Source organism: Streptomyces sp. NPDC012835, from assembly GCF_042900885.1.
Lineage (GTDB): Bacteria > Actinomycetota > Actinomycetes > Streptomycetales > Streptomycetaceae > Streptomyces.
Genome location: NZ_JBIBBW010000002.1, coordinates 865,035 through 878,835, shown reverse-complemented (window position 1 = coordinate 878,835; position 13,801 = coordinate 865,035). Strand labels below are relative to the sequence as shown.

Sequence of the window (13,801 nt, the reverse complement as noted above, 5' to 3'; positions counted from 1 at the left end):
AAAGAGGTGGGAGTACGGGGGCTGCCGGGCGGTCGTGGTGTTACCGCGACGAAACACTTGCCCGGTGGGCCGAGACACTAGGACGCCCCAGGAGGGCTGTCCATAGGTTCGGCGCGAATCTCGAAAACTTTCTTATGATCCGTCAAAAGAATGGACGCAGAGCGAAAAAGAAGGTGGAGTGCGTCCCGGCGGGAAGAGACCGCCCGCCGGTCAGGCCCCTGCCTGTGCCGGCTCCACCGTCAGCCGTACCCCGCGCGTCCGGTCCGACGACGGGCCGGTCCCGATCTCGAACGTCCCCGGCTCCACGGCCGGTTCCAAGGAGCGGGTGACGGACGCCAGGGTGCGCGTGTCGACGGTGAAGGAGACCTCCGCGCGCTCGCCGGGGGCCAGCTCGATCCGCCGGAACCCCCGCAACTCGCGCACGCGCGGCCACGACGAGCCGCCCACGACACGGCGCACGTACAGCTGCACCGTCTCGCGCACCGGCCGCGCACCGGTGTTGGCGACCTCCACCACACAGGTCAGCGCCGGGATTCCGGCGGACGCGGCCCCCGCCCCGGACGCGGCCCCCGCCCCGGCCCCCGATCCGGACACGGTCACCGACGACCGGGAGAGCCGGGGCGTGCCGTACTCGACCGTCGTGTAGGAGAGGCCGTGGCCGAACGCGTGCCGCGCGGTGGCCGGCTGGTCCGCGTACCCCCGGTACCCATGGTCCTTCCCGTTGTAGAACACGGGCAGCTGCGCCGCCGAGCGCGGTACGGAGACGGGCAGCCGCCCCACCGGCTCGGCGGCGCCGAAGAGCACCTCACCGACCGCGCGCCCGCCCCAGGGCCCCGGATACCAGGCGCTGAGCACCGCCCGCGCCCGCTCGGCGAGTTCCTCCGGCACGGCGTGCGGACGGCCCTGCACCAGCACCACCACGACCGGAGTCCCGGTCGCCGCCACGGCGGTCAGCAGCGCCGACTGGCCCTCGGGAAGCCGGAGTTCGGCGAGGTCGACGCCCTCCCCGCAGGTCATGTCCACCGGGCGGGCGGAGCTGACCACCGCCGCGCCGTTCGAGTCGAAGCGGGTGCCGGACTCCCGCGCGCTCGATCCGCCCAGCACCAGCACCGCCACATCGGATGCGGCGGCCAGCGCGACCGCCGCCGGGACGCCGGTCAGGTCGCCGCCGACGAGGTCGCAGCCGCGCGCGTACCCGACCTCGCCGCCCTCCGGCGCCGCCGCCCTGATCCCGTCCAGGACGGTGACCCCGGTCCCGGGCGGCTGGGGCGCGGTGTAATCGCCGATCTGCTGCGGCACGGAATCGGCGTTCGGGCCGATGACGGCGACCCGGCCGGCGCGTTCCGTCAGCGGCAGCGTCGTCCCGTCGTGCCGCAGGAGCACCACCGACTCGCGGGCGATCCGCTCGCTCAACTCCCGCAGCCCGGCAGGGCCCGGCCGGTCGCCGGTGTACGGCCGCTCGAACAGGCCGAGCCGGAACTTGAGCGCGAGCACCCGGCCGACCGCCCGGTCCAGCACGCTCTCGGGCACCAGCCCGCGCCGCACGGCCTCGGCCAGCCGGGGAAAGCTGTCGTCCCACAGGCTCAGATCCGTCCCCGCCTCCAGCGCGAGCGCCCCTGCCGCCACCGGATCGCCCGCGAGCCGGGTCAGCCGGTCGAGTGCCTGACCGTCCGCCATCACCAGCCCCTCGAAGCCCCAGCGCTCCCGGAGGAGTCCGGTCAGCAGCTCACGGTTGGCCGCGCACGGCACCCCGTCGAACTCGTTGTACGCCGCCATGACGCCCGCGGCCCCGGCCCGGACACCCGCCCACGCGGCCGGCAGATGGATCTCGTGCAGCTCGCGGACGCCGAGTTCGGTGGCCGCGCTGTTGCGCCCGCCGACCGTGGCGCCCTGGCCCGCGAAGTGCTTGAGGACCACGGCCGCCCGGTCCTCGCCGTATGCGGCGGGCCCGCGCCCGGGGCCCTCGCCGGGCCCCTGCGCCCCGCGCACCAGCGCCTCGGTGAACCGGGCCGCCAGATGCGGGTCCTCGCCGAAGCACTCCTCCGCCCGCCCCCAGCGCGGGTCCCGGACGAGGTCCAGTGCCGACACGAGCGCCACATGCCCGCCGCGCGCCCGCAGTTGGGCCGCCGCGAGCGCCGCCGCCTCCTCGTACAGCTCCGGGTCCCAGGTCGCGCCCACCGCGAGGTTCACCGGCAGCACCGTGGAGTCCAGCGCCTGGTGGCCGTGCGGCATCTCCTCCACCATGAGGACCGGGATACCGAGCCGGGTGTTCTCCACGACGTGCCGCTGCACCGCGTCGGACACCCGGGCGCCGTCGGCCGCGCCGATGCCCGTCCCGTGCGTCACCCCCGACCAGGGGTCGGCCCGCTGGAGCCCGTAGAGCGCGCCCATGCCGTCGTACGCGGCGACCTCGGCGCGGAACGCCTCGGTGAGGCGATGGCCGGAGGGCGTGCGCTCGTACGCCTCCCAGCCGTACATGCGCTGGTTGACCTGGCCCACCTTCTCCGTGAGCGTCATCCGGGAGAGCAGGTCGCCGACCCGGTCCGCGACGGGCGCGGCCGGATCCCGGTACCGGGGCTGGGACATGGGAAGGGATCCCCTCGACAGAGCGGTGGTCGGAACGGAACGGCGGACGGAGCGGGACACGAAGAGGCGGCGGCGTGGGCGCGGTCAGCCCAGTTCGAGCACGCGCACCCCGTACGGGGCGACGACCACGTCCCGTACGGGCTCCCCGCTGTCCAGGTCGCGCAGTTCGCCGTCGGCGTCGGGGCGCACGGTCAGCTCCTCGTCCGCCTGGCTCACCAGCCAGAGGAACCGCTTCCCGTCCTCCCGCACCAGCGTGTCCGCCGAGACGTACGGCGTGTCGACGGTCACCGGCCGCGACACGCCCGCGACGCTCGCCAGCGCCGCGTACAGCCGGTGCGTCTGCTCCGGATTGACCCGGGACGTGCGGGCCGCCATGTGCTCCAGCGGGTAGGTCGCGAGGACCGTGCGGCCCCGGCCCGTCTCGTGCACCAGCAGCGCCGGACGGCCGTGCGCGTCGGTGGCGACGACCCGCGCCCCGTCCGGGACGACCGGCAGATAGGCGCGGCTGTCCTCGTTCCCCGCCACCGGGAAGCGCAGCGTCTCGCCCGCGGCGATGGAGCCGAAGTCCTCGGCGAACGTCATCTCCAGCACGTCGTCCTCGATGGGCTCGGCCACCCCGTACGACAGTTGCAGCTCCACCCCGAAAAGCCCGTCGAGATCGTGGAACCACGGACCGCGCGTCGCCGGGTGCTCACCCGAGCAGAACGACAGATACACCGTCGCCCCCTCGCGCGCCCGCCGCTCCAGCTCGCGCCGGGTGCGCGTGGTCAACTGCCGGGTCGCGGGCAGCAGATACAGCGACACGTCGGCGGGCAGCCCGTCCGCCTCGCGGGCGAACCCGACGGGCAGGTCGGCGCCGCGCGCGGCCACGTATCCCTGATGCAGCGAGGTGAAGATCAACGGGCGGTCGGCGGGCCGGCTGTAGGGGTAGCCGCGCTCCAGGAACGCGGGCACCACCAGCGCCGCTTCGGCGTCGGCGCGGCGGCAGCGCGCGAAGTCGACCCGCCTCAGCACCTCGGCGAAGGAGGCCAGCTCGCGCAGCGGCTCCTTGGGCCGACCGGCGCTGTCCGTGATGCCGAAGTGCATCTCGAACGGGTGGTGGTCGTACGGCGAGCGCTCCCACAGGTCGTCGTAGTCCGTGTTGTTCCAGGCGATCCAGCCGGTGGCCCCGCCGAGCAGCGAGTTGTGGAGCGTCTGCCGGTAGAAGACACCGGCGTTCGCGGCCGAGACCGTGTCGGTGGAGAGCCCGAACTCCTCCAGCACCACCGGCTGTCCGGTGACGGCGGCCAGTTCGCACTCGAAGGCCGCACGGTAGTGCTGGCGCGGCCGGTCCGTGTCCGAGCGGTACACATGCGGCCCGACGAAGTCGACGTACTCGGCGGTGTCGCGCAGCGAGAACCCGTTGTCCCGGCCGGTCACCTCGATGCCCCAGGCGCCGTCGCCCAGCGACACCGGCTGGGTGCCGCCCGCGGCGCGCACCGCGTCGCACATGAACTGCGCCCAGGCGGTGACGACATCGGAGGAGGGCGGGTCGACCTGGTAGATACGGCCGTACCCCGGCATCTCGTTGGTGATCAGCCAGCCGGTGACGGCGGGGTGGTCCTTGAAACGGCGGGTCATCTGCGAGACGAACCACGCCTGCCGGCCGACCAGCCAGACGTCCTCGTACAGATCCCGGCCGCCGCGCCACGCCGGGTCCCAGTTCTCCCCGGACATGTGGCCGACGATGAAGGTGGGGATCGTGCCCATCCCCGCCTCGGTGTGGGCGTCGAGGAAGTCGCGGAAGCGGTCGCACAGCTCCTCGTCGATCCGGTGCGGTTCGGGGTGGAAGTCCGGCCAGTAGAAGAAGGACCGGGTCATCGTCAGGCCGTGGTCGCGCAGGACGGCCAGTTCCTCGCGGACCGTCTTCGGATCGTAGTCCCGCCACATCAGCGGACCGCCGGTGCGGGACCAGAAGTTGGCGCCGAGCCAGGGCAGAACGGCGGAGTCATGGGTGAGCTGGGCGCTGTGGCGTCGCATGGTCTTTCTCTGGATCTCTGTCGGTGTGCGGGGCGATGGTGGGGGTGTGCGCGGGAGGGGGGGAGGTCAGGACGCGGCCGGCGCGGGGCCGGTGGTCTCCCGTACGACCAGCCGGGGCCGGCCGTCCAGCACGGGCGCCGGTACGTCCTCACCGCACTCGGCGAGCAGGGTGCGCGCCGCGGCGGCGCCGACGGCCTGCACCTGCTGGTCGACGGTGGTCAGCCGGGGGTGCAGCCAGCGGCCGAGCGGCAGGTTGTCGTACCCGACGACGGACAGGTCGCGCGGCACCCGCAGTCCGGCGCGCTGGGCGGTGCCGATGCCGCAGACGGCCATCGAGTCGTTGGAGTACACGACGGCCGTGGGCCGTTCGCGCAGCGCGAGCAGCTCCTCGGTGGCGGCGACCGCCGCCGCCTCGGTGAAGTCCGTCTCGCGTACGGCGACGGGCCGCGCCCCGGCCTCTGTGAGCGCGTCCTCGAAGGCGGCGCGGCGCAGCCGGGTGTGCGTCAGCTCGGCCGGGCCGGTGACGTAGGCGATCCGCCGGTGCCCCAGCTCCAGCAGGTGCGCGACGGCTTCGCGCACCCCCGCGTCCTGCTGGCCGAGGCCCACGTTCGGGACGGGCGAGGTGGCGTCGGGCGCGCTGAGCAGCACGGCCGGCAGCCCGAGCGCGCGCAGCAGCGGCGGGCGCGGATCGTCGGCGCGCGCGTCGGTCAGCACGGCCCCGTCGATCCGGCCCTCGGCGACCAGCCGTTCGTACAGCGCGCTCTCCTGCGCCATGTCGGCGACGAGATGGAGCAGCAGACCGTAGCCGCGGGGCGCGAGTTCGCCCTCCAGACCCGTGATGAGTTCGCTGAAGTGCGGGTCGGCGCCCAGCACATCGGTCGGCCGGCGGACGACCAGCGCGAGCGTACGGGTGCGGGCCCGGCGCAGCGCGGTCGCCGACGCGCTCGGGGACCAGCCCAGCGCGGCGGCGGCGTCGAGGACGCGGCGGCGGGTGGCCTCGGCGATCCGGCCGGTGCCGTTGACCGTCTGGGAGACCGCGGCGGTGGACACTCCCGCGGCGGCGGCCACGGCCTTGATCGTGGGACGCTCCCTGACGGCGGGGGCGTCCCGCTGCCGGGGGGCCCTCTTGGGATGTTGGGTCACATCTTCACCGCCCCGCTGACGAGAGCCTGCTGCATCCGCTTCTGGAGCACGGTGTAGACGATCCAGACCGGCACCAGTGTCAATACCGTACCGGCGGTCAGGATTCCGTAGTCGGTGCCCGTCAGGGACTTGAGCGTGGGCAGCGCCACCTGCACGGTGCGCTGCGCGGGATCGGGTCCGATGATCACGAGCGAGTAGAGGTACTCGTTCCAGAACGTCAGGAAGTTCAGCAGCAGCACGGTCGCGATGCCCGGCATGCACATCGGGGTGTAGACGTGCCGCAGCACCGCGAACGTGGACGCGCCGTCGAGCCGCGCGGCCTCCTCCATCTCGCGCGGGATGGTCCGCATGAACTGCACGAGGATCACGACGGAGAGCGGCATCGCCGTGGCGGGGAGGAAGAGCACCATGAAGGCGCGGGTGTGGAACAGCCCCGTGGCGGCGGAGAGCAGGAACGTCGGGAAGAGCGCGGCGAACGTCGGGACCAGGAACCCGAGCGAGAACACCCGCTCCACCAGCGCGCCGAGCGGGCCGTCCGCACGGGCGATGGCGAAGGCCGCGGGAATGGCGAGCGCCAGTGTCAGGGCCAGGGCGAAGACGGTGACGAGCGCCGAGTTGACGACGGCCAGGCCCAGGTCGGCGGAGGAGAACGCCTCGCCGAAGTTGCCGAAGGAGGGAGAGGAGGGCAGCGCGAAGGGGCTGCCGAAGATCTCGTCGTTCGTCTTGAACGCCGAGACCAGCAGGTAGTAGAGGGGGACCACCAGCAGCACCGCGTACAGCCACGCGAAGACGTGCGCGGGCAGCCAGGACTTTCCGAGTTTCATGGCACTGGCTCCGGATCTGCGGATCGGTTCGGCATTTCTGGCCGGCTTTTCCGGCCGGCGCTCCCGGTCGGGGTTCCTGAACGGCGCTTCCGGCCGGGGCTTCGGTCAGTAGTTCTGGCGGAAGACACGGCGGATGGTGAGCAGCCCGGCCAGCCCGACCAGGAAGAGGATCACGCCGACGGTCTGGCTGTAGCCGAGGTCCGCCGCGATGAACGCCTTCTGGTAGACGAGGAAGGACAACGTTGTTGAGGAACTGCCGGGACCGCCCTGGGTGAGCAGCAGGACGTTCTGGGCGGAGCCGAACAGTGTCCACAGGAACTGAAGCATCGTCACGACACCGACGAAGTCCCGGATGACGGGGAAGTGGACGCGCCACATCGTGCGCCAGTGCCCGGCGCCGTCGAGCTGCGCGGCCTCACCGATCTCGTCCGGCACACTGCCGAGGCGCGCGGCGAACAGCACCGCGGTGAAGCCGATGCCGCTCCACACGTCCACCACGATCAGACAGAGCAGCGCGGTGGAGGGGGAGGCCAGCCAGGCGTCGGCCAGCGAGCCGAGACCCACCTTCTCCAGCGCCCCGTTGAACAGCCCGTCGGGGGAGAGGACCGCGTAGAACACCATCGCCTTGGCCGGCGTCGAGATCAGGCCGGGGATGAAGAGGAGATAGCGCAGCACACGGTGGCCCGGCGGACGCTGCGCGACGTAGTAGCCCAGCATGTAGGCGCCCACGATCATCACGGGCACCGCGACGACGAGTTGGACGGCCGTGTTGACCACGGCGTCCCGGAAGACCGGGTCGGCGAAGACCGTACGGACATTGCCGAGGCCGGCGAAGGAGACCGGCTGGAGCATGCCGGGCCAGTGCAGGGCCGCGATCACGAAGATGGCGACCAGCGGGCCGACCATGAAGACCAGGTACCAGACCAGCGCCGGAACGGCGAGGATGACCCCGCCCCGGTCCCGGCGCTCACGGGCGGCGGGGGAGGGGGACGGGCGGGTGGGCGTGCGGTGGGCCGTGGTGCCCCCCGGGGTGGACGAGAGCATCGTCATGGCGTGACTTCCGAAGGCTCGGGCGAGGGATTCAGGCCCCGCGGTACGCGGATTCGAGGACGGAGCGCACGGAGGCCGCGCTCGTGCCCCGGGTGAAGGCGGTGCTGGTCGCCGTGATCAGCGGCTGCGCCGCCGCCGGGGGTACGTACAGATCGGGCAGCAGCACCTGATCGACGCTGTCGCCGAGCCGCTGCGCCTCGGCGACGAGCGGGAAGTCCTTGCTGACCGTGTCCGTCCTCAGCGCCATGTCCCGGCCGCTCTCGGTGATGAAGCGCGAGACCACCTCGGGCCGGTACATGAAGCGCAGGAACTTCTCCACGGCGGGCAGCTTCCTGGTGCCGTTCGGGCTGACCCAGAAGCCGATCAGCGTGAACGAGCGCATGATCGTCGGCTTGTCGTGCGCCGCGCCGTCCGCGAGCGGCCAGCCGCCGACCTCGGTGCGCGCGGCGACCTCGGCGGGCACCTTGGCGAGCGCCGAGGACATCGCGGACTGCATCGCGGCGGCCTGGGTGTTGTACTGCGTGGTCATCGAGTCGGAGGTGAGTCCCTGCGCCTTGTCGGCGAAGACCCCGGCGTCCCGCAGCGAGACGAAGTACTCGATGCCCGCGCGGGCGCCCCTGCCGCCGAAGTCACCGGTCGCGTAGACGTGCTGGGCCTCCTCCTGGGTGAGGAAGGTCTGGATGATCTGGGCGAGCAGCTTCTGTCCCGTCCAGTCGTTGCCGCCGACGGTGACGGGTGCGATGCCCTTGGCGCGCAATGTGCGTGCCGCCCCGATGAGTTCGTCCCCGGTGGTCGGCGCAGCGCCCACTCCGGCCCGCTCCAGCAGGGTCGTGTTGAAGGCCACGGGCCAGTTGGTGGCGAAGTACGGGAAGGCGCGCAGCCGGCCCTTCCCGTCGGTCCACGCCTCCAGCGCGGCGGGCACGACCCGCTCCCGCAGACCCCAGTCGTCGAGATACCCCTTGACGTCGACCGTCGCTCCGACATCGGTCCAGGCCAGCGTCTTGTCGTAGAGATTGACCATCACCACGTCGGGCTCTTTGCGGGCCAGCCGGGAGGTCTCGTACACCTGGGCGAGGTCGTCGCCGTTGACGAGGTTCTTGACCCCGAGCCCCGGATTCTCCTTCCGGAAGAGGTCCACGACGGCGGTGTAGGTGGCCGAACCGGGCGCCGTGGTGCCGAGCTGGGTGTGGACGAGCAGGGTGTCGGGATCGGAATCGGCCGCGGCGATGGAGGAGCAGCCGGACAGGGCGGGGAGAGCGGTGGCGGCGGCGATGCCGGAACCTGCGGCGAGGAAGCCACGCCGACTCAGGGATGAGCGCACAGCGGGATGTCTCCAACCAGAGGACGTCAACCAGTGATGGTTAATCGATGTACCAGCGGGTTGCGAGAAAAGTAGGGGCACTTCCGTGAATGGTCAACCCCCTGTTGCGCATGCCGAAAATCCCGGCAAATGGGGTGAATGGGCGGCCCTGTGGTCGCGGCGGGCCGGCGGTACGGGGGTGCCGGGCGGAGGCGGCGAGCGGTGCGGCGGCGGGCGGTGCGGGGTGCGCTGTCGTGCGGTGGTCGGCCCGGCGGGCGGTGCGGGGTGCGCGGTCGTGCGGTGGTCGGCCCGGCGGGCGTCCTTACGCGGTCGCTACGTCGCCTTCGCTAACGTGCCTTGACCTCGCGCGAAAGCCCTCCCGTGGGGAGGGCTGTGCACGCGCGTAGAAAGCGCCCCCGGCAGGACTCGAACCTGCGGCCAAGTGCTTAGAAGGCACCTGCTCTATCCACTGAGCTACGGGGGCCGGTGGTGGCCTCGGTGCCACGGAGCCCGCAGAGGGTTCCGTGACCTTGCCGGGACAAGGATAGGGCTCCGAGCACCCTGCCCCGGTTGCTTCACGTGCGTGGCACGTTGTGGAGGTTCAGTGAAGCGAACCGATAATCGCAGGCAGGTGGGATTCACGCATCGCTTTTCGCCTCCGACGCACCGGGTGTTGTGCACTCGTTATGCCTGTGCCCCACTCGTCCTGTCTGTCCCGAAGCGTAATCGGCGCGCAGAGGGGTCTATACGCTTCAAAAAGACTCCAAAGTTGGGCATTCTTCACATGTGGTGACCTTGGATGTACGGCCCCAGCTGATCGACGCGCTCTCCGCACTGCGCGACCATGTCGCCGCCGTGCGTCTTCCGCTGCCCCTCGCGGGAGCGCCACGGGCCCGGCAGTCACGGGCCGAGCTGCTGGCGCAGCTGGACGACTATCTGCTGCCGAGGCTCCGGGACCCCGAAGCGCCGCTGCTCGTGGTGGTGGGCGGGTCCACCGGAGCCGGGAAGTCCACGCTGGTCAACTCCCTTGTGGGACGGCGGGTCAGCGAGGCCGGGGTGCTGCGTCCCACCACGCGTACCCCCGTGCTGGTGTGCCACCCCGATGATCACCACTGGTTCGCCGGAACGCGGGTCCTGCCGGACCTCACCCGCGTCTGGCTGCCGCACCAGGAGGACGACCCGGCGTCGGACGGCGACGGTACGGAGCCACTGGAGCGCGACGCGCTGCGCATCGACACCGCCGCGACGCTGCCCCGGGGCCTGGCACTGCTCGACGCGCCCGACATCGACTCGCTCGTGGTGGAGAACCGGCTGCTGGCCGCCGAGTTGATCTGCGCGGCCGACGTGTGGGTGATGGTCACCACCGCCTCGCGGTACGCGGACGCCGTGCCGTGGCATCTGCTCCGTACCGCGAAGGAGTACGACGCGTCGCTGGTGACCGTGCTCGACCGGGTGCCCCACCAGGTGATCGACGAGGTGTCCCGGCAGTACGGGGCGCTGCTCACGCGGGCCGGCCTCGGCGACGTACCGAGGTTCACCATCCCCGAGCTGCCCGAGTCGGCCGGCGGCGGGCGCGGGCTGCTGCCCACCACGGCCGTCGCCCCGCTGCTCGGCTGGCTCTCCCACCGGGTGCGCGATCCCGCCGCCCGGCAGCAGGCCCTGGTGCGTACGGCCGCCGGGGTGGTCGACTCGCTGAACGCGCGGATGCCGGAGCTGGCGGGGGCGGTGGCCGCGCAGTACGCCGCGGCCGTACGGCTGACGGGCGCGGTGGAGGACGCGTACGCGGCCGAGGGCGAGCGGGTGCGCCGCCAGCTCCAGCGGGGCGCGGTCCTCGCCGGCGACGCGCGGACCAGATGGCGCGGCTATCCGCGCGACAGCTCGGCCCGGGAGCTGCTGGACTCGCTGGTGGAGAGCCTGGGCGCGCTGCTCCAGTGCGCGGTGGCCGCCGCCGACGAGCGGATCGAGGAGACCTGGCAGCGCGAGCCGGCGGCCGGGGCGCTGCCCGTACCCGCCCCGGACGGGGAGGCGACGGAACGGATCGGGATGGCGGTGCGCCGCTGGCGCCGCGTCCTGGAGGAGCTGGCCGAGGAGGAGGTGCGGCAGCTCGAACGGAGCGCCGCCCCCGAGCCGGAGGCCGTGGCCGCGCTCCTCGCGGCCTCCCTGCTCGGCGGCGGGCGCGCCCGGCTCGCGGGAGAGCGGCTCGCGGAGCGGATCGGGGCGCAGAGCGCGCTGCGGCTGCGTGACCGGGGCGGCGAACTGGTGACCACGTATGTCGAGCGCGTACTGCACGGGGAGCGCGACCGGCGCATCGCTCCCCTCGACGCCCTTGAGGTGACTCCGGAGCCGCAGGCCCAGTTGATCGCGGCCTTGTCCCTACTGCAGAAGGAGAGGTGACCGACGTGGCCAGGACGACCGAGGCGACGGAGACGGTTGATGCGACCGGTGCGCCCGACGCGCACGGTACGACCGGTGCGGTTGACGCGGGCGGTACGACCGGTGCGCCCGACGCGGGCGGTACGAACGGTGCGGTTGACGCGGGCGGTGCGCGCGGCGGGACCAACGTGGCCGGCGCGGCCGGTGGGACCAGTGGGACCGGCGCGGCTGATGTGGCACGGGACCCGGGTGTGGAAGCCGCCGAGGGTGCCACGAGTCCTGAAGGCGCCGAGGGGTTTGCGGCGGCTTGTGCGGCTGGGGGGATCAGAGCGGCTGAGGGGGTGCACATGGCTGGAGTGGGCAGAGTGATCCGAGCGCCTGAAGTGCCTGAAGTGCCTTCAGTGTCTGAAGCGGCTGGAGTTGCCGACGTGGCTCGCACGGGTGACGCGGCTGGCGCGAGTGACGCGGCCCGCACGGCTGACGCGGCCCGCATGGCTGACGCGGCCCGCATGGCTGACGCGGCCCGCATGACCGATACGCCTCAAGTCGCCCAGCGGGCCGATGAGTCCGGGGATGCCGCCGAGCAGGCCATCGGTACCGATGAGGGGCGGGAGACCGTCCAGCCGCCCGCTCCTCGCGGTGGCTGGGACGACGGCCTCATCGCCCGCCGGGCCACCGACAGGAACACCGCGGCCGCCCTCGACGCGCTGGAGGCCCTGGACGGCCTTCTGGCCCTCGCGGGCGCCACGGGGGCGTCCACGGCCGCCGGTGGCCGCCCCGACGGCGTGGACGGCCTCACCGGCGCCCCGGACGGCTCCCCGGGAGCGCGACCCGGCCCGGTCGTCGACGGAAGCGGGGCGCACACGCCCATCGGGGGCGCGTACGGCGGCGCGCTGCGGGTGCGGCTGGACGCTCTCGGCGAACTGGTCGGACTGTCCAGGACCCGGGTCGAGGGAGACGTACTCGCCGAGGCGGGCCGGGTGCTGGACGAGGCGTCCGCCCGGCAGCGGCTCTCCTCGCGCCACACCGTCGTCGCGATCGCGGGCGCGACCGGCAGCGGCAAGTCGACGCTGTTCAACGCGCTCGCCGGGGTACCGATCTCGGAGACCGGACTGCGCAGGCCCACCACCTCCGCCCCCATCGCCTGCATGTGGTCGGACGGCGCGGCGGGGCTGCTCGACCGGCTCGCCATTCCGGGACGGCTGCGGCGCAGGCCGCTGGCCGGGGGCGACGGCGACGAGGAACTGCACGGTCTGGTCCTGGTGGATCTGCCCGACCACGACTCGGCGCTGGTCCGCCACCGGGAGCAGGTGGACCGCGTGCTCGCGCTCGTGGACGCCGTCATCTGGGTCGTCGACCCCGAGAAGTACGCGGACGCCGCCCTGCACGAGCGCTATCTGCGCCCGCTGGCGGGGCACGCGGAGGTCACCTTCGTGGTGCTCAACCAGGTGGACCGGCTCCCCGGCGACGCCGCCGACCAGGTGCTCGACGACCTGCGGCGGCTGCTGGACGAGGACGGCATGGCCCTCGGCGAGCACGGCGAGCCCGGCGCCACGGTGCTCGCGCTCTCCGCCCTCACCGGCCAGGGCGTCGGCGAACTGCGCGAGGTGCTCGGCGACTTCGTGCAGGAACGGAGCGCCCCGGCGCGGCGGCTGTCGGCCGATGTGGACGGCGCGGCCCTGCGGTTGCGGTCCGCCTACGTCGCTGAGGGGCGCGCGGGGCTCGGGGAGCGCGCCCGCGAGCAGTTCGCGGACCGGCTGGCGTGGGCGGTCGGCGCGGTGGCGGCGGGGGAGGCGGCGGAGCGGGGGTGGCGCAGGAACGCCGGGCGCGCGTGCGGAACGCCCTGGCTGCGGCTGTGGCGCTGGTACGAGAGCAAGCGCACGCCCGGCTGCGAGCCCCCGCGCGCCCCGGCGGTCGTCGAGGAGGAGATGACGGCGCGCCAGCGCGTCGAGCAGGCCGTGCGCACGGTGGTGGAGGAGGCGTCCGCCGGGCTGCCCGCGCCCTGGGCGCACGCGGTGCGCGAGGCGGCCGTACGGGGCGCTGAGGGGCTTCCCGAGGCGCTGGACGAGCTGGCGGTCACGGCCGGTCCGAGCGGCAGGCCACCGCGCCCCGCCTGGTGGCCCGCCGCCGTGCTGGCGCAGGCGGCCATGACGGTTCTCCAATTCTTCGGCGCTCTGTGGCTGGTGGGGCAGATCGTCGGCGTCCTGGAACCGGGGCTGCTCCCGCCCGTACTCGTGATGCTCGCGGGAATTGTCGGCGGGCCGTTCGTGGAGTGGGCCTGCGGGGCCGCCGCCAAGGGGCCCGCACGGCGGTACGGACAGGACGCCGAGCGGCGGTTGCGCGAGGCGGCGGCGGGTTGCGGACGGGCGCGGGTGCTCGACCCGATCTCGGCGGAACTGATGCGCTACCGGGAAGTGCGCGAGCAGTACGTGACGGTTTCCCACTCGGTCGGGTGACCGGGATATCCACAACCGACGGGTAATTCACAGGCGTCGGCGCATTCTTT

General features: G+C 72.9%; 8 protein-coding genes and 1 tRNA gene. 2 read left to right on the top strand and 7 right to left on the bottom strand.

The window, feature by feature from the left end; translation table 11 throughout:
• Positions 1-210: 210 nt before the first annotated feature.
• From ACFY6S_RS11320 to ACFY6S_RS11290, 7 genes are all read right to left on the bottom strand, one after another.
• Positions 211-2,586, bottom strand: coding sequence for a glycoside hydrolase family 3 N-terminal domain-containing protein (locus tag ACFY6S_RS11320; RefSeq protein WP_388825581.1), 2,376 nt, complete (start codon positions 2,584-2,586; stop codon positions 211-213).
• 84 nt (positions 2,587-2,670) lie between these two features.
• Positions 2,671-4,605 (bottom strand): cellulase family glycosylhydrolase, encoded by a 1,935-nt coding sequence (locus ACFY6S_RS11315; RefSeq protein WP_388825584.1) that lies wholly within the window; start codon positions 4,603-4,605, stop codon positions 2,671-2,673.
• 66 nt (positions 4,606-4,671) lie between these two features.
• Entirely contained in the window at positions 4,672-5,673 is a 1,002-nt protein-coding gene (locus tag ACFY6S_RS11310; RefSeq protein ID WP_388825836.1) for a LacI family DNA-binding transcriptional regulator, read from the bottom strand.
• Positions 5,674-5,744: 71 nt separating this feature from the next.
• Entirely contained in the window at positions 5,745-6,572 is an 828-nt protein-coding gene (locus ACFY6S_RS11305) for a carbohydrate ABC transporter permease (RefSeq protein WP_388825587.1), read from the bottom strand.
• Between the two features lie 105 nt (positions 6,573-6,677).
• A complete protein-coding gene (locus tag ACFY6S_RS11300) occupies positions 6,678-7,622 on the bottom strand; it encodes a carbohydrate ABC transporter permease (RefSeq protein ID WP_388825590.1) in 945 nt (314 codons plus the stop codon).
• 31 nt (positions 7,623-7,653) lie between these two features.
• Positions 7,654-8,943, bottom strand: coding sequence for an ABC transporter substrate-binding protein (locus ACFY6S_RS11295; RefSeq protein WP_388825593.1), 1,290 nt, complete (start codon positions 8,941-8,943; stop codon positions 7,654-7,656).
• 390 nt (positions 8,944-9,333) lie between these two features.
• Positions 9,334-9,406 (bottom strand) — tRNA-Arg (locus tag ACFY6S_RS11290).
• A 311-nt stretch (positions 9,407-9,717) separates the two neighbouring features.
• Between ACFY6S_RS11290 and ACFY6S_RS11285 the strand changes: the two genes are divergently transcribed.
• Together ACFY6S_RS11285 and ACFY6S_RS11280 are read left to right on the top strand one after the other, a co-directional pair.
• The gene (locus ACFY6S_RS11285) at positions 9,718-11,316 is read left to right on the top strand and encodes a dynamin family protein (RefSeq protein ID WP_388825839.1); all 1,599 of its coding nucleotides are present in this window, start codon (positions 9,718-9,720) and stop codon (positions 11,314-11,316) included.
• Between the two features lie 506 nt (positions 11,317-11,822).
• Positions 11,823-13,751, top strand: a complete 1,929-nt coding sequence (locus tag ACFY6S_RS11280; protein ID WP_388825596.1) for a GTPase — start codon at positions 11,823-11,825, stop codon at positions 13,749-13,751.
• Positions 13,752-13,801: the final 50 nt, after the last annotated feature.

Bases quoted from the DNA above. Each gene is read 5' to 3' on its own strand.
- ACFY6S_RS11320 (WP_388825581.1), bottom strand. From the start codon at position 2,586: ATGTCCCAGCCCCGGTACCGGGATCCGGCCGCGCCCGTCGCGGACCGG.
- ACFY6S_RS11315 (WP_388825584.1), bottom strand. From the start codon at position 4,605: ATGCGACGCCACAGCGCCCAGCTCACCCATGACTCCGCCGTTCTGCCC.
- ACFY6S_RS11305 (WP_388825587.1), bottom strand. From the start codon at position 6,572: ATGAAACTCGGAAAGTCCTGGCTGCCCGCGCACGTCTTCGCGTGGCTG.
- ACFY6S_RS11300 (WP_388825590.1), bottom strand. From the start codon at position 7,622: ATGACGATGCTCTCGTCCACCCCGGGGGGCACCACGGCCCACCGCACG.
- ACFY6S_RS11280 (WP_388825596.1), top strand. From the start codon at position 11,823: ATGACCGATACGCCTCAAGTCGCCCAGCGGGCCGATGAGTCCGGGGAT.